This is a genomic window from bacterium, assembly GCA_026708015.1.
Taxonomy (GTDB): Bacteria; Actinomycetota; Acidimicrobiia; order Acidimicrobiales; family Bin134; genus Poriferisocius.
Genome location: JAPOVT010000003.1, coordinates 71,576 through 90,253 on the forward strand (window position 1 = coordinate 71,576; position 18,678 = coordinate 90,253).

Consider the following 18,678-nt stretch of genomic DNA (forward strand, 5'->3'; position numbering starts at 1 on the left):
GGATCAAGGCCCCGACGACAACGGCCAAGACGACGAGGACCAAGAGGCCCTACAAAAATACGGACGGGAAGCGCTGCGTTACTCCGGCCGCATGAGCGCGCCGATGCCCGCAGAGACCAGTCGCAACTTCCGGGGCACCGTCCGCCAACTAGCCAAGATCACTGGGCGGGAAACCCCGATTCTGATTCTGGTCATGGTGCTGGCGGTGATGAGCGTGAGCTTGACGGTGATCGGCCCTTGGCTCCTGGGCGGGGCCACCGACATCATCGTGACCGGCGTGCGCGAAGGCGGCATCGACACCGACCGGCTGCGGGATCGACTCCTCACCATCGGCGGGGTGTTCGCCTTGGCGTGGGCGCTGGGCCACGCCCAGAACTATCTGCTCAGCGGAGCGCTCCAACGGTCGATGTTCCGCCTGCGGGAAACCATTGAAGCCAAACTCCATCGCCTGCCCCTCTCCTACGTCGACCAGCACGCCCGAGGCGACCTGCTCAGCCGGGTGACCAACGACATCGACAACCTCTCCCAGAGCCTCCAGCAGACCATCAACCAGATGCTCACCGCGGTGCTGACCCTCGTCGGGGTGACGGTGATGATGCTCACGGTCTCCCCCCTCCTGGCACTAGTGGCTTTCGTGACCGTTCCGCTCTCGGTGGTCGCCACCCGGATCTTTGCCACTCGAGCTCGACCCCGGTTCCTCCGGCAGTGGCGCACCACTGGCACGCTCAACGCCCAGGCCGAAGATGTGGTTAGCGGACACGCCATCGTCACCGCCTTTGGCCGCCAGGACCAGGAGCGCCAGCGGTTCGCCGATGAGAACGCCAAGCTCTACGACTCCAGTCGCGCGGCCCAGTTCCTGTCGTCGGCCATGCAGCCGGTGATGATGCTGATGGGCAATCTCCAGTTCGTGTCCGTCGCCGTGGTCGGCGGGCTGCGCATCTCCAGCGGTGCGATCACCATTGGCGACATGCAGGCCATGATCCAGTACACCCGGCAGTTCGCCATGCCCGTTCAACAGGTGGCCTCGATGGCCGCCACCTTCCAGTCAGGCATCGCATCGCTGGAGCGGGTGGTGGAGCTGCTCGAAGTCGACGAGATCAGCGCTGACCCCGAACCGGCACCCCATCCGCCCACCCGGGGACGAGTGGCATTCGAAGCCGTCCACTTCTCCTACGAGCCCGACAAGCCCCTCATCACCGGGCTCGACCTCACCGCCGAGCCGGGCCAAACGGTGGCCATCGTCGGCCCCACCGGTGCCGGCAAGACGACGCTGGTGAACCTGCTGTTGCGGTTCTACGAGCTCGACGGCGGCCGGATCACCCTCGACGGGATCGACATCACCGCCATTCCCCGCCGAGAGCTGCGGTCGAAATTCGGCATGGTGCTCCAGGACACCTGGCTGTTCGGCGACACCATCTGGGAGAACCTCCGCTACGGCAATCCCGACGCCACCGACGCCCAGGTCATCGAGGCCGCCCGGGTCACCTATGTGGACCGCTTCGTCCACTCGCTGCCCGACGGCTACGACACCGTCATCAACGACGAGGGCGACAACATCTCCGCCGGCCAAAAGCAGCTCCTCACCATCGCCCGGGCCTTTCTCGCCGACCCGGCGATACTCATTCTTGACGAGGCCACCTCGTCGGTGGACACCCGCACCGAGGTGCTCATCCAAGAGGCCATGAACGCCTTGCGGGCCGACCGCACCAGCTTCGTAATCGCCCATCGCCTGTCCACCATCCGCGGCGCCGACACCATCGTGGTCATGGACGGCGGACACATCGCCGAGCAGGGCTCACACGACGAGCTGCTGGCCCGCGGCGGCCTCTACGCCAGCCTCCACGCCGCCCAATTCGCCGGCCAAGCCACCTGACCGCCGACACGGCAAACTCGCCATTGTTGACGGGGCCGCTACGGCCCGGGTACAGGGTCTTGTGCGGTTAAGAGATCTGACGCGCCAATAGCGGAGATGCGGTCGGTGAGCGGGAATCGGTGGGGGCCTGCGTACACAACGAAGAGGTGGTCGAGGTCGAGGTCGGCTAGGGCGATGTGCATCGACTTGGTGACCGTCGGCTGGGCGGTGCGCTTGATCTCGAATCCGAGGACCCTTCCATCGATTTCCATACGAAGGTCAAGCTCGGCGCCTCCGTGGGTCGACCAGTAGGACGGATGAGCGGGGGCGAATCTGGCCAGAATCTGCTCGACCACCATGCCCTCCCAGCTTGCGCCCAGCATTGGGGAGCGCTCGAGGTCGTACATGCTGGAAATGCCCAGCAAGCGGTGCAGCAGTCCCGAATCGCGGATGTAAATCCGAGGCGACTTGACCTGCCGTTTGGAAGTATTGGCGTACCACGGCGGCAATTGGCGGATCACCAGGGCGTCGCTCAGCGCGTCTACGTAGCGCCTCACGGTTGATTCCGAGACATCGATCGACCGGGCGATTCGGGCGCCGTTCCAAGTCTGCCCATGATAGTGGGCCAGCATCATCCAGAATCTCCGCATCGTTGTGGCCGGAAACCGGAAGCCGAGAGCGGCCAAATCGCGCTCCAAGAAGGTGGAGATGTAGTCGTCGCGCCATCGGTTTGACGCCCCGTCAGTGGCAGCCACGAAAGACTCGGGCAAGCCCCCTCGCAACCACAGCTCGTCAAGGTGACTAGGGCCGACATCGGCAAGCCGAAAGCCCCCCAACTCCACAAAGGTCACCCTCCCCGCCAAAGACTCCGAGCTCAGGCCGACAAGATCGGGCGACGCACTGCCCAGCACCACGAAACGGCCCGGCCTGCGATTCTCATCCACGAGCACACGAAGCGCGGGGAACAAATCCGGCATCCGCTGAGCCTCGTCAATGACAATCGTCTCTCCAGCGTCGCGCAAAGCGAGCATCGGCTCGACAAGACGGGCAAGGTCGCGATGGTCTTCGAGATCGAAGAACGCCGCCGGTGGTGAGTCAACGGTCTGACCCACCAGCGTGGATTTTCCCGCCTGTCGAGGACCGGTGAACAACGTCACCGGAGCGTGCGATATCGCTTCGCGCAACCTTCTTACGTCAATGGGCCTGTCAATCAACGCCATACGGAGAGCCTAACCTTGAAATTCCATCATGTCACAACAGAATATCAAGGATAGTGCCGATCTAGCGATGGCCACCCCCGTCAGATCCAAGTGGCGGAGGGGGTGGGATTCGAACCCACGGTGACTTGCGCCACACACGCTTTCCAAGCGTGCCGATTCGGCCGCTCTCGCACCCCTCCGGGAGCACCGAAATTTACCGCAACCCAGCGGGCGGACCTGAACCGGTTGCCGCTATCCTGTTGCCATCTGGGCCGTGTGCCCGGTTTGGAATGTGATGGTCGGGTCCTGTGCAACGCCAGCCCGTGAACCGAGTCAGGGCCGGGAGGCAGCAGCTCTCAGCGGATCCTGGGGTGTGCCGCAGACTTGCCTGGCCATCACTTTCGAGACCGGGATCACACGGCTCCACTGATTCTGCCCCACTGATTCTGCCCGTCTGAGCCTCATTGTCACTCAGCCTGAGTAAAGTCAGCACAATGGCCCTTCAGGCGCTCTATCGACGGTATCGGCCGGGCTGCTTCGCGGAGCTGCGGGGGCAGGAGCCCGTCGTTCGAGCCCTGCAAAACGCGGTCCAGCAGGGGCGGGTCGGCCACGCCTATTTGTTCAGCGGCCCCCGTGGCACCGGTAAGACCAGCACGGCCCGCATCTTGGCCAAAGCCCTCAACTGCACCAACCTGAGCAGCGACGGCGAACCCTGCGGCCAGTGCCAGTCGTGCCTGGACATCGCCAACAACGCCTCTTACGACCTCATTGAGCTGGATGCCGCCTCCAACAACAAGGTGGACGATGTCCGCGACCTCATCTCCCGGGTAGCGATGGGCTCTCCCGGCAAGGCCAAGGTGTATGTGCTGGACGAGGTCCACATGCTCACCCCCGGTGCCGAGAACGCCCTGCTGAAGACGCTGGAGGAGCCCCCCGACCATGTGGTGTTCGTGCTGTGTACCACCGAACCCCACAAAGTGGTGCCCACCATTCGCAGCCGCACCCAGCACTTGGAGTTCAACCTCATCGACGGCGACGTGCTGGCCGACCACGCCCGCTGGGTAGTCCAGCAGGCCGGGCTCGAAGTAGGCGACAATGCCATCGACCATGCCGTACACCGGGGAGCCGGATCGGCCCGGGACACGCTGTCGGCCCTCGATCAAATCGCGGCCGCCGGCGGGGTGACCGATCGGCTCGACGCGGTCGATGCCGTCATCGACGCCCTAGGAGGCCAGGACTACGGCCCCGCGTTCGTGGCAGTACACGATGCCCTACGATCGGGGCGCGAGCCCCGGATAATCGGCGAGGCCGTTCTCGACCGACTCCGCAACGCCTTTCTGTGCGCGATGGGCGCCGATCTCAGCCACCTCACCGACGCCCAACAGGAGAGCGCCCGAGCCACCGCGGCGCTGATCCCCCCGGCCGGGCTCACCCGGGCGCTGGAGGTGTTGGGCACTGCCCTCGTGGACATGCGCCAGGCACCCGATCCCCGGGTCGACTTGGAGGTGGCACTAGGGCGGCTCACCCGCCGCGACCTAGACACCGACATCGCCGCCCTGTTGGAGCGCGTCGAACGCCTGGAGCGCCACGGGCCGCCTGCGTCTGCCGGGACCTCCGGCCGCGACAACCCGGCCCCTGCCGCCGATGCCTCGTCTCCGGCCGGGCGGGCCCCTGGCCCCAGCAGCGGACACGAGCGAGCCCGGGCCGCCATCGCCCAAATCCAGGCTAAGCAAACCGAAGCCGAAGCAAGTGCCACCGCCCCTCCCGCTCAGGACTCCGAATCCGAAGCTGCCCAATCCCCCGATCGGAGCCCACGGCCCACATTGGGAGCAGTGCGGGCGGGAACGGCGCCCGCTGCTAAGCCAGCCGACCCCGAGCGCCATGAAGCTGCTTCAACCTCTGTGACCGGCGCTGGCCCCGCAAAGGCCAGCGAGCCGCTGCCCTCCCGCGAGGAGATCGTCCTCGCTTGGGGAGACACCATCTTGGCCAACCTGTCCAACAAGGCCAGGGTTCGCTTCCAGGTCGGGCGCTTCTTGGCCAACGACACCGACGGCGCGGTGTTCGCCTTGCCCAGCCAAATCCAAGTAGACCGCTGCGACGAGGTCCGCGACGAGATCGACAGCGCTCTTGGCCAACACTTCGGGCGAGCTGTGCCCATGCGACTGACCGTGGACGACGACAGCACCGCTCCTCCCCCCGATCTCGGGCCCGCATCTGAGCGCTCGATCCCCACCGTTCACGACGAGGCCGAGGCCATCGACCCCGACGAACTCATGGACGAGGAGACCGTCGCCCAAAAGGCCCTCTCCAACCTCATGGCGGCGTTCCCGGACTCCGAGTTGATCTCCATCGAATCGCCAGCGGCCGCTGGCCCACCGAGCACTGGCCCACCGAGCACTGGGCAGTAAGACCTGGGGACTGGGGGATCAGGGAATGCCGAACCGAGCATGAGCAGCGTCTACACCGCTCCGGTTCAGGTGCTTATCGACGAGTTAGGCCGCCTGCCGGGCATAGGTCCGAAGTCTGCCCAGCGCATCGCCTTCCATCTATTGAAGGCATCCGAGCAAGACGCCTTGAAGCTGGCCGAGGCCATCAAAGAGGCCAAGGCAAGAGTTCGGTTCTGCCAGCGGTGCTTCAACATCAGCGAGCACGCCGAGTGCGAGCTGTGTGCCGATCACCGGCGCGACCCAGCCACCCTGTGCGTAGTGGAAGAGCCCCGCGACATCGTGGCGTTGGAAAAGACCCGAGAATTCCGGGGCCGCTACCACGTGCTCGGCGGCGCCATCAATCCCATCGAGGGCATCGGCCCCGACCAGCTCCGGGTCAAGGAGTTGCTGGCCCGCATCGACGACGAGAACGTGACCGAGGTCATCTGCTGCACCAACCCCAACATCGAGGGCGAGGCCACCGCCATGTACTTGGCCCGGCTCATCGAACCCCTCGGGGTGGCCGTCACCCGCATCGCCAGCGGTCTTCCGGTAGGCGGCGACCTGGAATACGCCGACGAGCTCACCCTCAGTCGGGCTCTGGAGGGACGCCAGCGCATCTCCGCCAGCTGAGCCTCTCATCTCCCTCAAGGGCAAGGCCGCTCCGGCTGAGCCGACTACCCGTCAAACGCAAGACACCGCCTTAGCGAGCCGGGCGGGGGGCATTGGGAACCGGCACGCATAAGGCGGCGCTTGTTTGTTGCGATTACATTACAAAGATGACGAAACAAAGTCAAGTCATACCGGGCTTGTAATAATCAAACCTGGACCAGCAGGGCGTCCCCCTGACCACCGCCCCCGCACAAGGCTGCTGCCCCTGTTCCACCGCCTCGACGGCGAAGCTCGTGAAGCAGGGTGAGCACAATGCGATTCCCGCTGGCCCCTATGGGATGTCCGAGGGCGATGGCACCACCGTTGACGTTCACCACGTCGTCTGAAATCCCCAGATCGGCCATCGACGCCACCGCTACCGCGGCAAATGCCTCGTTGATCTCGAACAGGTCCACGTCGCCCAGGCTCAAGTTGGACGACTTGAGCGCCTGGAAGATGGCCCGCGACGGCTGGGTGAGCAGCGATGGATCAGGCCCGGCCACCTGCCCGTAGCCCGCGTACGTTCCCAGCGGCTCTACGCCGAGCTGCTCGGCCCGCTCCCGGCTGGCCACCACCAGCGCGCTGGCCCCGTCAGATATCTGGGAGGCGTTGCCCGCGGTGATGTTGCCCGACTCGGCGAACGCTGGGCGCAGCCGGCCCAGCACCTCCGCGGTCGCCTCCGGGCGCACCCCCTCGTCGGCCATCACCGATACTAGGTCTCCCCGGCGCAGGGGCACCTCCACCGCCACCAGCTCGTCGTCGAACAAACCCGCACCTGCCGCTGCCGCGGCCCGATGGTGCGACTGCGCGGAGAAAGCGTCCTGGGGCTCGCGGTCCAGCCCGCTCGACGCCGCATACTTCTCGGTTCCGATTCCCATAGCGCAGTGGTCGAATGCGCAGAACAACCCGTCATACATCATGGAGTCCACCAAATCGCCGTCACCAAGGCGATACCCCTCTCGGGCCCGGGTGAGCAGATAGGGGGCCTTGGTCATCGACTCCATGCCCCCGGCCACCACGATCTCGGCATCGCCGGCCGAGATCATCTGATGGGCCAGATAGACGGTGTTGATCCCCGACAGGCACACCTTGTTCACCGTGGTGGCCGGCACCGTCATGGGGATTCCGGCTCCCACTGCCGCTTGCCTAGCCGTGGCCTGGCCCTCTCCGGCCAACAGAACCTGCCCCATGAACACGTAATCCACCTGTTCGGGTGCCACGCCAGCCCGGTCCAGCGCCGCCCCAATGGCCAATGCCCCCAGCTCCGTGCCCCGAAATGACGCCAATCCCCCTGACATCTTCCCAATCGGCGTACGGGCCCCGGCCAAGATCACCGTGCCACTCATTGCTTCTCCTTCGTCCGTTCATCTCCGCTGCCGAACAGGATACGGTCAGGGCGTGCGGATTCACCTGGTCGACGGTACATACGAGCTGTTCCGCTACCACTTCTCGCCTGGCAACCGCGATCCAGAGCACGGAGCGGCCCGGGGCGTGGTGCACAGCATGCTCCAGCTGGTGGACGACGGGGCCACCCACATCGGAATAGCCACCGATCAGGTGATCGAATCGTTCCGCAACCAATTGTGGCCCGGTTACAAGACCGGCGAGGGAGTGCCCCCGGAGTTGATGGGCCAATTCCCCTTGGTCGAAGAAGCCCTGGCCGCGGCCGGATTCTGCGTCTGGCCCATGGTCGAGCACGAGGCCGACGATGCTCTAGGGGCTGCGGCCCGCAAAGCCGCCCTCGACCCGAGTGTGGAGCAGGTACTGATCTGCACCCCCGACAAAGACCTGGCCCAGTGCGTTACCGCTGACGGGCGCATTGTTCAGTACGACCGCCGACAGCAGAAGCTCATCGACCACGATGGGGTGGTGGACAAGTTCGGAGTGCTCCCCGAATCCATACCCGACTATCTGGCCCTGGTGGGCGACACCGCCGATGGCTTCCCCGGACTACCTGGCTGGGGAGCCCGCTCCACCGCGACGGTTTTGTCCCACTATCGCCACCTGGAGAACATTCCCGACGCCGTCGGCCAGTGGGAGGTAAGCGTGCGGGGCTCGGCCAAGCTCGCCGCCACCCTGTCCGAGAACCGGGAGCTGGCCTTGCTATTTCGGACGATGGCTACCATCGCCGACGATGCCTCCACTTTCGGTCGCCTGGACGAGTTGCGCTGGATGGGCCCCACTTCCGAATTCCCCGAGTTGATGGGCAGAATGGGTGGCGAGCACCTGATCGAGCGATCTGAGAAATCGAAGGCCCGAATCGGGCAAGACTGAGAGGAAGAACCACCCATGCGAACCGCAGTCACCGAAATGTTTGGCATCGAGTTTCCGATCCTCGCCTTTACCCACTGTCGCGATGTGGCCGCCGAGGTCAGCCGGGCCGGCGGATTGGGGGTGCTGGGGGTTGTCGGACACACCGAGGACGATCTGGAAACTGATCTGGCCTGGATCCGGGAGCAGGTCGGCGACCGACCCTTCGGCGTCGATCTTGTGGTTCCCGCCCGCTACGAGGGTGTGGAGCAAGGCGGGCTGGACGTCGAACAGGCCAACTCACTCATCCCCGATGAACATCGGCAATTTCTCGACGAGTTGCTCGAGCGCTATGACGTGCCGCCGCTACCGCCCGACGACGGCTCACCCCGGGACTGGGGTCCCGCGGCCCCGCTGTCAGGCCGCCGCGCCGGCCGCCAGCTCGAAATCGCCTTGGCCTACGAGCCTGCCTTGCTGGCTAACGCGCTGGGTCCGCCTCCCCCGGAGATGATCACCCAAGGCCACGCTGCCGGGGCCAAGGTGGCTGCCCTAGCGGGCCGGGCCGCCCACGCCGAGCGCCATGTGGCCGCGGGCGTCGACCTCATAGTCGCCCAGGGATACGAAGCCGGCGGACACACTGGAGAGGTGGGCTCCATGGTGCTCATCCCCGAGGTGGTGGATGCGGTGGCTCCGGTGCCGGTATTGGGCGCCGGGGGCATTGGCCGAGGGCGCCAAATGGCCGCGGCCATGGCGCTGGGCGCCCAGGGAGCGTGGTGCGGCTCGGTGTGGCTTACTACCGAGGAGGCTGAAACCCATCCCGCGGTCAAAGAGAAGTTCTTGGCTGCCGGATCATCTGACACAGAGCGGTCCCGCACTATCACCGGCAAGCCGGCCCGGATGCTGCGCTCGGCCTGGACGGAGGAATGGAATCGGCCCGATACCCCCGACCCACTCCCCATGCCGCTTCAGATCATGCTGACCGGAGAGCCCCGCCGCCGCATCGACCGGGTGGCCCACCACCCCGGCAGCGGCGCCGAGAAGCTGACCAACTACTTCGTCGGCCAGATCGTGGGTGCCATGAACCAATCTCTCCCCACCCGCCAGGTGGTCTACAACCTCGTCGAGGAATTCATTGAGGCCGTGGAAGGACTCACAGCTCAACTCGACGACTGATAGAGCAGCGCTAAAGCCTCATCAATCGAACCGGCCCGCCGGATGATCTTCGCCTTGTCGGGCTTCACAAATCCGTTCTCTACCAGCCCGTCGTGAAACTCGGCCAGCGACTTCCAGAACCCGTCCTCGTCCAACAGCACAACCGGCTTGTACCGCCCGCCCTCGTGCAGTCCTAGCTGGGTCCATGTGGCCGCTTCGAACAGCTCCTCCAGCGTGCCCAGCCCGCCGGGAAGCGCGCAAAAGCCGTCCGACAGCGAGTACATGAGCTGTTTGCGCTCGTGCATGTCGTTGACAAGGTGGAGCTCGGTCAGCCCCTGGTGGGCCACCTCGATTTCGTTCAAGAAATTGGGGATGACCCCAATAACCTCACCACCCGCGGCCATTACCGCATCGGCCATGACCCCCATGAGCCCGATCCGCCCCCCGCCGAACACCACCCCAATGCCCTCGTCAGCCAACCGCCGCCCCAAATCGGCGGCCAATTCCGCATAAGCCGGCTCATTCCCCAGCGACGAACTGCAAAACACCGCCACCCGCCGACGCGTTTCCCCAGATTCCATAGTCACAAGAGTGAGGCTACCGACCCGAACCCCATGTAGCCTGTCACGACAATGGCCGAGCACTCGATGAAGGACCGCCTCAACGACCTGGAACGCCGCAAGCACGAGGCCATCCATGCCGGTCCCCAGCGGGCGGTCGACCGCCAGCACGAGAAGGGCAAAATGCTGGCCCGGGAGCGTATCGAGTACCTGCTCGACGACGGATCGTTCCACGAGCTCGATATGCTGGCCCGCCACCGGGCGCTGGACAGCGGGATCGAGGAGCGGCCCTACACCGACGGAGTGATCACCGGTTGGGGCACCATCGACGGCCGCAAGGTATTTCTCTTCGCCCAGGACTTCACGGTGTTCGGCGGGGCTCTGGGAGAGGTGTTCGCCGAGAAGATCCACAAGGTGATGGACCTGGCCCTGTCGGTCGGCGCCCCCATGATCGGCCTCAACGATGGCGCCGGCGCCCGCATCCAAGAGGGTGTTGTGTCGCTTGACTCCTACGGAGGGATTTTCCACCGCAATGTCAAGTCGTCCGGCGTCATACCCCAGGTCAGCGTGATCCTCGGCCCGTGTGCCGGAGGTGCGGTGTACAGCCCGGCCATGACCGATTTCGTGTTCATGGTGGCCGAGAAGTCGCACATGTTCATCACCGGCCCCGATGTGGTGAAAACGGTCACCGGCGAAGAGGTAACCCTCGAGGAACTGGGCGGGGCCCGCTCCCACTCCACCAAGTCGGGTGTGGCCACCTTTGTGGGTCCGACCGAGGAGGAAGTTCTCGACGAGGTCCGGTTCCTAATCGGCCACCTGCCGGCCAACAATCTGGAGGAACCCCCGCAGGTCGCCGCCACCGACGATCCCGAGCGGCTTACCCCCGAGCTGCGCGACATCATGCCCGACAGCCCCAATCTGCCCTACGACATGCGCACGGTGATCCAAGCAGTGGTGGACGACGGGGAGTTCATGGAGTACCACGCCCACTGGGCCCAGTCCATCGTGTGCGGCTTCGCCCGGCTGAACGGCTACACCGTGGGCGTAGTTGGCAACCAGCCCATGGTGCTGGCCGGCGTGCTGGACATCGAGTCGTCGTCCAAGGCAGCCCGATTCGTGCGGACCTGCGACGCCTTCAACATCCCGCTGCTGACCTTCGTGGACGTTCCCGGCTTTCTGCCCGGCGTCGACCAGGAGCACGGCGGCATCATCCGCCACGGGGCCAAGCTGCTGTACGCCTACTGCGAGGCCACCGTGCCCCGCATCCAGGTCATCACCCGCAAGGCCTACGGCGGGGCCTACGTGGTGATGGACTCCAAGTCGGTTGGCTCTGATCTCTCTTTCGCCTGGCCGGCTGCCGAGCTGGCTGTAATGGGCCCGCAAGGGGCGGTGGAGATTATCTATCGCCGCGAGCTCCAGTCGGCTGCCGATCCGGTGGCTCGAAGGGCCGAGCTGGTGGATGACTACACCGAGCGGTACGCCAACCCCTACATTGCCGCCGAGCGAGGCTACATCGACGACGTCATCGATCCGGCCGACACCCGCCGCCTCGTGATCTCCGGTTTCGAGATGCTTCGCTCCAAGCGCGAGGATCTGCTGCCCCGAAAGCACGGCGTTATTCCTCTCTAATCTCCACCGTCGGAAAATCACTCTGGCCAGACCCATAAGACCAGCTAGAACAGCCCTATGAGCCTCATTCAGATCACCCCGCAGCCCACTGAATCCGAAGTAGCTGCCATTTTGGCCGCCTATGAGGCTCTCTGGCCCCGTCCAGTAGCAGCAGAGCCATCGGCATCCGCCGGCCCTCGCTGGCGGTTCAGCGGCCGCTGGTGGGCTGCGCCGGCCACAACCCGCCGCCAGCGGCAAGCTCTGAAGCGATGACCGCTGATTCCGCTCACCATCGCACTCCCGAAGAGCTGGAAGCCTCCCTTTCCCATATCCGTCAGGCCCCGGCCGACAATGGCACCCTGGAATTGATCGTGCGCCGTCCGGCAGTAGACGAGCGTGAGGTGTTGGAGTCTGGGACGCTCAGCCTGGAAGAGGGTCTCGTCGGCGACACCTGGAACCAGCGAAGCTCCTCAAAGTCCCCTGACGGGGGTCCACTGCTCGACGCGCAGCTCAACATCATGAACGCCCGGGCCGCGGCCGCAGTGGCCGGGCCCATCGACCGTTGGGCCCTCGCGGGCGACCAGCTCTACATCGATCTCGACATCAGCACCGAGACCCTGCCACCGGGCACCCGCCTCGCCCTGGGCGAGGCGGTCATCGAGGTCACCGCCGAACCCCACTCCGGCTGTGGCAAGTTCTCGTCTCGGTTCGGCCTCGACGCCCTGCGGTTCGTCAACTCCCCCACCGGCCGAGCCCTAAACCTCCGCGGCATCAACGCCCGGGTCATCCACCCCGGCCCCATCCACACCAGGGACAAGGTGACCCGACTGCCCTAACGAGGCCAAGGAGCCGACGGCTGCTTAACTGCCAATTTCAACCGAGCCAAATACTCGCTCCGAGAAATCTCCACCGCCCCCAGGCTCGCCATGTGCTCCGTGGCCCACTGCACATCCAGCAGTCGGGAAACACCGCCGTGATTCAACCTCCCCACCAGAGACACCAGCGCCACCTTGGACGCGTCCCGGTCGACGTGGAACATCGATTCCCCGGCGAACAGCCCACCAATCGACACCCCGTAGAGTCCGCCCACCAACTCCCCATCCTCCGACCAAGCCTCCACACTGTGAGCCCATCCCAAGCGGTGCAGCCGCACGTAGGCATCCCGGATGTCTGGCGATATCCAGCCGTGGGGTCGTTCAATGGTGCGACAAGCGTCGATCACGTCGGCGAAGGCGACATCGGCGGTGATTCGATAGCGGCGCAGCGAACGGCGCAGCGAACGGGTGACCCGCAATTCGTCGAGCGGAATCACCCCGCGGGGATCGGGCGACCACCAGCCCAGCTTGTCGGTGCGCCCCAGCGGCATGGGGAACAATCCAGATCGGTAGGCCGCCAGCAGCGTGCCGGGCGCCAGGTCGGCACCCACTGCCACCAACCCGTGCTCGTCGGCCGTCTCCGCAAGGGGGAACTCCCACTGGCTGGGCTCGGGGTGGTATCGACCATTTGGCCTCACCCCAATACTCTGCCCCACTCGGCGAAGCCAGGGTGGAGGGTTACCCGGTTTCTTCGATGGTTACCGAATTGACGATCACCTGGGGTTCGGGCGCCCCTCCCAGCCGGTTGCCGGGCTGGTCAACGTGGCTGGCCAAAATGGCTTCGGCCACTCCCAGGCTCTCAGCGTCCATCTGGCCGAACACCACATAGGTGCCCTGGCTGTTGAGCAAGGCGGTGTTCTCGTTGACTGCGAAGAAGAACTGGGCGCTGGCGCTGTTGGGCGCCCCGGTGCGGGCCATCACGATCTGGCCCGGCTCATAGGTAAAGCCCGAGCCTTCGTCGACGATGGTGTAGCCCGGCCCGGGATCCGACGGCGAGTTGGTGTGCGGCGCCCCGCCCTGGATGATGCCGATTCCGGGGTCGGTGCGGAACAACAGCGTGTTGTCGTAGTAGTGGTATTGGGCCAACACCGCGAAGTTGTTCGCCGTGATCGGCGTGTTGACCATGTCGAGGTCGATCCGCATCTCGCCTGCGGTGGTATCGAACACCGCGGTGTACTGCTTGGACGCGTCCAAGCACATGGGCTGAGGGCCGTCGAAATCGAGGACCTGTGGTCCTGATCCGTCGGCTGGTGGACATCCGCTCAAGTCAATGCTCCCTTCAGGAGGTGGGTCGGTGGATTGGATGGCGATGGAGTTGACGATGACCGACTCCGACGGCCGCCCCCCGAAGGCGGTGTCGGGGTCATCCACATGAAGTGCCAGAGCATCGAGAACCACGGCCAAGCTGCCGTCGGAAATCTGACCCAGGCTGGTGAGCCCCGACACCGGTTGGGATGGCAGGAACTCGTCATAGGCCAACAAGAGGAACTGTCCGGTCGAGTCTCCCTCGGCCGACCACAGTAGCTGGCCCTGCCGATACTCATCGGGTTCACTCGCTGCCACCGTGAACCCCGGTCCGGGATCGTCGGCATTGTTGGTGTGCGGTGCCCCGCCTTGGATGTAACCGCCGGTGGGATCGGTGTAGAACACGGCTGTTCCGTCGTAGTAGCCGTAGCCGGCCAACGCCGCGAAGGCGTTCACCGCCTCAGGGTTGGCCTCCTGGTCGAGGGCCACCCTTATCTGTCCCAGGGTGGTTTCGAATACCGCGGTGTAGTCGAGCCCGGGATCAAGGCATTGAGCGGGCGCCGACTCAAATGAGGTCACGCGGAACGCCGGGCCCGTCGGATCGGGGCAGGGCGTGGTTTCGCCGGTCAGCTCGTCGCCCGGGCCCGGGGGCGGGGGTAGGTCGGGAAAGCCGTCGGTGCCAGGTGCAACGTCGGCGCCATCGCCTTGGGTGGTATCGGCGATCGCGGCGTCCCCGCTGGAGTCGTCACTGCCGTCATCTCGCACCACCAGCCACAAGATCACCACCGCCACCACGATCACCGCGGCGATCAGGACAACCCGAACACCTCTAGAGCGGATTCGACCGCGGCTTTCAGTTACCTTGGCCCGCTGCTGCGCAACCTGTCTGCGCGCCCGCTGACGCTGCCTCTTATCGGTGGCCATCGCCTGAAATCTACGATGGCAATCGCCCAAGTGCCTACCAGCACAAGAAACTCGGATAACAACCACAAGAGTGCCCATGAGCGACCGGTAGCGTTTGTTCGTGGCCTTGGTGGTTCAGAAGTTCGGCGGCACGTCGGTGGCCAATGCCGATCGCATCCGCGAAGTGGCCGACCATGTGCGCCGGTGCCGGGATCGCGGCGATCACATCGTATTGGTGATCAGCGCCATGGGCAGGGAGACCGATGATCTGTTGTCGCTGGCCTCGGCGGTGTCCACCACCCAGCCGGGTCGGGAGCTGGACATGCTCATAACTGCCGGGGAGCGCAAAGCATGCGCGTTGGTTTGCATGGCCCTGCACGACCTCGGAGTGCCGGCCGACTCGTTCACCGGCAGCCAGGCCGGATTCATCACCGACACCAACCACGGCAACGCCAAGATCTTGGAGATCGCCCCCGACCGCGTTCAGGCCGCGCTGGACGCCAACCGGGTGCCGGTGGTGGCCGGATCGCAGGGGGTCAGTACCGAGAACGACGTGACGTTCTTGGGCCGGGGAGGCTCCGACACCACGGCGGTGGCGCTGGCCCATACTTTGAGGGCAGATGCCTGCGAGCTCTATACCGACGTGCCCGGGGTGTTCACCACCGATCCCCGGGTATGCCCCGATGCCCGCAAGCTGGGCTCCATCTCATTCGACGAGCTTTTGGAAATGACCGCGGTGGGCTGTCCCAAGCCGGCCATGCGGTCAGTGGAAGTCGCCCAGAACTACGGAGTCAAGCTGCACATTCGATCCGCATTCACCTGGGAGCAGGGCACCTGGGTGGTCAAAGAGGAGTCTTCCATGGAGCAACCCATCATCCGGTCGGTCACCCCCGACACGTCGGAAGCGAAGATCACAGTCACTGGCGTGGCCGATAGGCCAGGGGTGGCCGCCACCATGTTCCGCAAGCTGGCCGACGCCGGCGTGAACGTAGACATGATCGTGCAGAACGCCTCCGAGCACGGCGTCACCGACATCTCGTTCACGGTTCCCGACGGGGATGCCGACACGGCGGCATCGCTGACCAAGACAGTGGCCGACGAGATCGGGGCGACCGGTGTGACCGCTGATCGCAAGATCGCCCGGGTTAGCCTGGTGGGAGCGGGGATGAAGTCCCATCCCGGCGTGGCCGCCACCATGTTCGAGACGCTGGCCCGGGAGAAGATCAACATCGAGATGATCTCTACTTCTCCCATTCGGATCAGCTGTGTCATCCGCCAAGATCAGACTGACGCAGCTGTTTCTGCGCTGCACGAGGCCTTCGAACTCTCCCGTTAACGGCCGCGGTTTTCTGCCTTGTCGGCAGTAGGATTTTCGCCGTGAGAGTTGCCATTGTGGGCGCCACCGGCCAGGTGGGCGGGGTGATGCGCCGCCTGTTGGCCGAGCGGGATTTCCCGGTTGACGAGCTGCGGCTGTTGGCCTCGGCCCGCTCAGCCGGACGCACCATATCTTGGCGGGATCAAGAACTGGTCGTTGAAGATGCCGCCACTGCCGACTACCGCGGGGTGGACATAGCCCTGTTCTCCGCGGGGGGCGGCACCTCTCGGGAGCTGGCCCCTCAGGTGGCCCAAGCCGGAGCCATAGTGATCGACAACTCTTCGGCCTGGCGCATGGATCCCGATGTGCCCTTGGTGGTGCCGGAGGTCAACGCCCACGCGCTGGCTGAGATTCCCAAGAGGATCGTGGCCAATCCCAACTGCACCACCATGGTGGCCATGCCGGCGCTCAAGCCGCTGGCTGTCGAAGCCGGACTGCGACGCCTGGTGATCTCGTCGTATCAGGCGGTTTCGGGGGGTGGACTGGCCGGAGTAGCCGAATTGGACGAGCAAGTGCGCAAGGTAGCCGACGACGCTATCGGCCTCACCCACGACGGCCAGGCCGTCTCTTTCCCGGCATCCTCGGTCTTTGCTGCGCCCATCGCCTTCAACGTGGTACCTGAATGCGGGTCCTGGATCGATGACGACTCGGGGGAAACCTCTGAGGAGCGCAAGCTGTCCGACGAGAGCCGCAAGATCTTGGAATTGCCCCAGTTGGCGGTCAGCGCTACCTGCGTGCGAGTGCCGGTGTTCACCGGCCACTGCCTGGCCATCAACGCCGAATTCGATCGCCCCCTAAGCCCCGAGCGGGCCACCGAACTGCTCAACGACGCCCCGGGCGTTGTGGTCGACGATGTACCCACGCCCCTGGTCGCGGCAGGCATCGACTCTACCATGGTTGGCCGCATCCGCATCGACCGCACCGTCCCCCACGGCCTGTCCTTTTTCGTCGCCGGCGACAATCTCCGCAAAGGCGCCGCCCTCAACGCCATCCAAATCGCCGAGACACTGATCACCGCCTAGCGCGGCGGGTTATCTCGATACCTCAGCGCCGCCTCTTCCAAACTGAGATCTAACTGATTGGCCAACGACGCCAACCAAGCCAGCACATCCCCCAACTCGTGCAACCGCTCCGCGTCATCGCCCTTACGCACCGCCTGGGCTAGCTCCCCCAGTTCCTCGCACAGCCAGGCCACTGTTGCCGGAACCCCCCGCTTCCGATCCTGGGGACCGTATAAGTCGTCCATGAGCTGTTGAAAGGCTGCAATCTCCACCGCCGCACGTTATCTATCGCAGCAATCAGAGGCGATAGCCCCCATCCACGCTTATCACTTGTCCAGTGATGCCCTCGCCCGCTTTGGAGGCCAACAGCACAGCCATAGGAGCCAGTTCCTCAGGCTCGAGAATCCGGCGCTGGGCACTTTCGGCATGGGCGTCAGCTTCAGCCTGGGCCGCGGTGATCCCCTTGGCCGCGGCCAAGCGTTCGAAGTCCACCAACGCGGTGTTGGTCCACCCCGGACACAGGCAGTTCACGGTGATCCCATGCGGTGCCGCTGACATGGCCATCTGCTTGGTCAGGCCTACAAGACCGTGTTTGGCCGCGGTGTAGCCCACGCTGGCCGCCGCTCGCTTGGAGGCACCCGAGCCGATGTTGATGATGCGGCCATAGCCCTGCTCTCGCATGGGGACAAGCGCTTCCTGGCTGGTCCAGAAGGCTGAGATGAGATTCAGCCGCAACGTGGCCATGAACGGCTCGGCGCTTCCCGAGAAGGGATCGTGATTTCCCCCCGAAGAGCCCCCCACGTTGTTCACGAGCACGTCGACTCGCCCGAACTCGGCCACCGCCACCCGCACCGGTGACCGGGCCTGGTCTTCATCGGCGGCATCGGCCACCACCGCCAATCCTGTAGCACCTACGGCGGCTATCTCTCCTACAACCGAATCGAGCTGCTGCCGAGTTCGCGACGACACCACCACTGTCGCCCCCTCCTGGGCCATTCCCAGCGCTATGGCCCGCCCGATCCCCCGTCCCCCGCCGGTGACTAGTGCCACTCGACCCTTGAGTGCTCCCCGATCGGAGTCCGTCATGCGCGTTGTTCTACCCGAACGAAATGACGCGATGGGCTAGCTTCCACCCGTCGCCAGTGCGCACCAGCCGATCCTGGTAGGTGCCGAACAGCGCAATCGAGGGCTCCGTGGCGGTGTGTACCCAGAACTGAAAGTAGGCGTCAGACACGGCCTCGTCGCCATCCACCTCCACCGTCTGGGTGGCAATCACATGCCGCGTATTGCTGCCCGGCCCTACTGTCCCCGCCGCTCTACGCTCTATAGCTCCGGCCAGGAGATTGTCTCGCCCCTGCAACTCTCCACCCGGCATATCCCACCGAGCGTCATCCGTGAACAGGTCCACGTACTCCTCCAAGTCCCCCCCATCCGACAGCATCGCCAGCCGGGCAACAATATTCCGAATCGCTAATTCATCACTCATGCCCCGAGCTTAAACCACGCCCAACAGCCACAATGCAGGCGAGCGCCTGAGGCCGGGAGCGGGCTGTGCTCAGACTTGGGAGCGGCGGCTGCGGG

17 protein-coding genes, 1 tRNA gene and 1 other RNA gene are annotated in these 18,678 nt (G+C 64.9%); 10 read left to right on the forward strand and 9 right to left on the reverse strand.

The features are described from left to right. Window positions 1-91 precede the first annotated feature (91 nt). The gene (locus OXG30_00830) at window positions 92-1,873 is read left to right on the forward strand and encodes an ABC transporter ATP-binding protein (protein ID MCY4133450.1); all 1,782 of its coding nucleotides are present in this window, start codon (window positions 92-94) and stop codon (window positions 1,871-1,873) included. Window positions 1,874-1,911: 38 nt separating this feature from the next. On the opposite strand, the gene OXG30_00835 is transcribed toward OXG30_00830, so the two are convergent. Further along, window positions 1,912-3,072: an ATP-binding protein gene (locus OXG30_00835; GenBank protein ID MCY4133451.1), complete on the reverse strand. Its 1,161-nt coding sequence runs from the start codon at window positions 3,070-3,072 to the stop codon at window positions 1,912-1,914. A gap of 91 nt (window positions 3,073-3,163) precedes the next feature. Then, window positions 3,164-3,251: transfer RNA gene (locus tag OXG30_00840), tRNA-Ser, on the reverse strand. Between the two features lie 97 nt (window positions 3,252-3,348). On the opposite strand from OXG30_00840, the gene ffs reads away from it, so the two are divergent. The 3 genes from ffs to recR all read left to right on the forward strand — a co-directional run bounded on the left by ffs (window position 3,349) and on the right by recR (window position 6,110). Next, an RNA gene (ffs, locus tag OXG30_00845) (signal recognition particle sRNA small type) lies at window positions 3,349-3,448 on the forward strand. 97 nt (window positions 3,449-3,545) lie between these two features. Then, window positions 3,546-5,459: a DNA polymerase III subunit gamma/tau gene (dnaX, locus tag OXG30_00850; protein ID MCY4133452.1), complete on the forward strand. Its 1,914-nt coding sequence runs from the start codon at window positions 3,546-3,548 to the stop codon at window positions 5,457-5,459. A 39-nt stretch (window positions 5,460-5,498) separates the two neighbouring features. Further along, window positions 5,499-6,110 carry a recombination mediator RecR gene (recR, locus tag OXG30_00855; GenBank protein MCY4133453.1) on the forward strand — a complete coding sequence of 204 codons (612 nt, stop codon included), beginning with the start codon at window positions 5,499-5,501 and terminating at the stop codon, window positions 6,108-6,110. A 185-nt stretch (window positions 6,111-6,295) separates the two neighbouring features. Here recR and OXG30_00860 read toward each other — a convergent pair whose 3' ends face one another. Beyond that, a complete protein-coding gene (locus OXG30_00860; protein MCY4133454.1) occupies window positions 6,296-7,474 on the reverse strand; it encodes an acetyl-CoA C-acetyltransferase in 1,179 nt (392 codons plus the stop codon). A gap of 52 nt (window positions 7,475-7,526) precedes the next feature. Between OXG30_00860 and OXG30_00865 the strand changes: the two genes are divergently transcribed. Together OXG30_00865 and OXG30_00870 are read left to right on the forward strand one after the other, a co-directional pair. Further along, window positions 7,527-8,402, forward strand: a complete 876-nt coding sequence (locus OXG30_00865) for a flap endonuclease (GenBank protein ID MCY4133455.1) — start codon at window positions 7,527-7,529, stop codon at window positions 8,400-8,402. A gap of 15 nt (window positions 8,403-8,417) precedes the next feature. Then, entirely contained in the window at window positions 8,418-9,551 is a 1,134-nt protein-coding gene (locus tag OXG30_00870) for a nitronate monooxygenase family protein (protein ID MCY4133456.1), read from the forward strand. On the opposite strand, the gene OXG30_00875 is transcribed toward OXG30_00870, so the two are convergent. Beyond that, window positions 9,536-10,111 carry a TIGR00730 family Rossman fold protein gene (locus tag OXG30_00875; GenBank protein MCY4133457.1) on the reverse strand — a complete coding sequence of 192 codons (576 nt, stop codon included), beginning with the start codon at window positions 10,109-10,111 and terminating at the stop codon, window positions 9,536-9,538. The two genes, OXG30_00870 and OXG30_00875, sit on opposite strands and share 16 nt — an antisense overlap. A 51-nt stretch (window positions 10,112-10,162) precedes the next feature. Between OXG30_00875 and OXG30_00880 the strand changes: the two genes are divergently transcribed. Together OXG30_00880 and OXG30_00885 are read left to right on the forward strand one after the other, a co-directional pair. Then, window positions 10,163-11,719 (forward strand): acyl-CoA carboxylase subunit beta, encoded by a 1,557-nt coding sequence (locus OXG30_00880; GenBank protein ID MCY4133458.1) that lies wholly within the window; start codon window positions 10,163-10,165, stop codon window positions 11,717-11,719. 248 nt (window positions 11,720-11,967) lie between these two features. Next, window positions 11,968-12,534 carry an MOSC domain-containing protein gene (locus OXG30_00885; protein MCY4133459.1) on the forward strand — a complete coding sequence of 189 codons (567 nt, stop codon included), beginning with the start codon at window positions 11,968-11,970 and terminating at the stop codon, window positions 12,532-12,534. On the opposite strand, the gene aat is transcribed toward OXG30_00885, so the two are convergent. Further along, window positions 12,531-13,211: a leucyl/phenylalanyl-tRNA--protein transferase gene (gene aat, locus OXG30_00890; protein MCY4133460.1), complete on the reverse strand. Its 681-nt coding sequence runs from the start codon at window positions 13,209-13,211 to the stop codon at window positions 12,531-12,533. The two genes, OXG30_00885 and aat, sit on opposite strands and share 4 nt — an antisense overlap. A 40-nt stretch (window positions 13,212-13,251) precedes the next feature. After that, entirely contained in the window at window positions 13,252-14,742 is a 1,491-nt protein-coding gene (locus tag OXG30_00895; GenBank protein MCY4133461.1) for a peptidylprolyl isomerase, read from the reverse strand. Between the two features lie 100 nt (window positions 14,743-14,842). Between OXG30_00895 and OXG30_00900 the strand changes: the two genes are divergently transcribed. Both OXG30_00900 and OXG30_00905 read left to right on the forward strand, forming a co-directional pair. Next, complete coding sequence (locus OXG30_00900; GenBank protein ID MCY4133462.1) at window positions 14,843-16,057, forward strand: aspartate kinase; 1,215 nt, start codon at window positions 14,843-14,845, stop codon at window positions 16,055-16,057. A gap of 41 nt (window positions 16,058-16,098) precedes the next feature. Further along, complete coding sequence (locus tag OXG30_00905; protein ID MCY4133463.1) at window positions 16,099-17,118, forward strand: aspartate-semialdehyde dehydrogenase; 1,020 nt, start codon at window positions 16,099-16,101, stop codon at window positions 17,116-17,118. Here the strand turns inward: OXG30_00905 and OXG30_00910 are convergent. Genes OXG30_00910 through OXG30_00920 form a run of 3 tightly spaced genes read right to left on the reverse strand, consistent with a single transcriptional unit; the run spans window position 17,115 to window position 18,583 of the window. Further along, window positions 17,115-17,369 (reverse strand): pyrophosphohydrolase, encoded by a 255-nt coding sequence (locus tag OXG30_00910; GenBank protein MCY4133464.1) that lies wholly within the window; start codon window positions 17,367-17,369, stop codon window positions 17,115-17,117. The two genes, OXG30_00905 and OXG30_00910, sit on opposite strands and share 4 nt — an antisense overlap. 25 nt (window positions 17,370-17,394) lie before the next feature. Further along, window positions 17,395-18,183, reverse strand: a complete 789-nt coding sequence (locus tag OXG30_00915) for an SDR family oxidoreductase (GenBank protein MCY4133465.1) — start codon at window positions 18,181-18,183, stop codon at window positions 17,395-17,397. 10 nt (window positions 18,184-18,193) lie between these two features. Next, window positions 18,194-18,583, reverse strand: a complete 390-nt coding sequence (locus OXG30_00920) for a nuclear transport factor 2 family protein (GenBank protein ID MCY4133466.1) — start codon at window positions 18,581-18,583, stop codon at window positions 18,194-18,196. Window positions 18,584-18,678 lie beyond the last annotated feature (95 nt).

What these genes read in the sequence shown, in the direction of transcription:
- OXG30_00880 (MCY4133458.1), top strand. Translation starts at nt 10,163, where the DNA reads ATGGCCGAGCACTCGATGAAGGACCGCCTCAACGACCTGGAACGCCGC.
- recR (MCY4133453.1), top strand. Translation starts at nt 5,499, where the DNA reads ATGAGCAGCGTCTACACCGCTCCGGTTCAGGTGCTTATCGACGAGTTA.
- OXG30_00915 (MCY4133465.1), bottom strand. Translation starts at nt 18,183, where the DNA reads ATGACGGACTCCGATCGGGGAGCACTCAAGGGTCGAGTGGCACTAGTC.
- OXG30_00870 (MCY4133456.1), top strand. Translation starts at nt 8,418, where the DNA reads ATGCGAACCGCAGTCACCGAAATGTTTGGCATCGAGTTTCCGATCCTC.
- OXG30_00835 (MCY4133451.1), bottom strand. Translation starts at nt 3,072, where the DNA reads ATGGCGTTGATTGACAGGCCCATTGACGTAAGAAGGTTGCGCGAAGCG.
- OXG30_00920 (MCY4133466.1), bottom strand. Translation starts at nt 18,583, where the DNA reads ATGAGTGATGAATTAGCGATTCGGAATATTGTTGCCCGGCTGGCGATG.
- OXG30_00860 (MCY4133454.1), bottom strand. Translation starts at nt 7,474, where the DNA reads ATGAGTGGCACGGTGATCTTGGCCGGGGCCCGTACGCCGATTGGGAAG.
- dnaX (MCY4133452.1), top strand. Translation starts at nt 3,546, where the DNA reads ATGGCCCTTCAGGCGCTCTATCGACGGTATCGGCCGGGCTGCTTCGCG.
- OXG30_00830 (MCY4133450.1), top strand. Translation starts at nt 92, where the DNA reads ATGAGCGCGCCGATGCCCGCAGAGACCAGTCGCAACTTCCGGGGCACC.
- OXG30_00875 (MCY4133457.1), bottom strand. Translation starts at nt 10,111, where the DNA reads ATGGAATCTGGGGAAACGCGTCGGCGGGTGGCGGTGTTTTGCAGTTCG.
- OXG30_00885 (MCY4133459.1), top strand. Translation starts at nt 11,968, where the DNA reads ATGACCGCTGATTCCGCTCACCATCGCACTCCCGAAGAGCTGGAAGCC.
- OXG30_00895 (MCY4133461.1), bottom strand. Translation starts at nt 14,742, where the DNA reads ATGGCCACCGATAAGAGGCAGCGTCAGCGGGCGCGCAGACAGGTTGCG.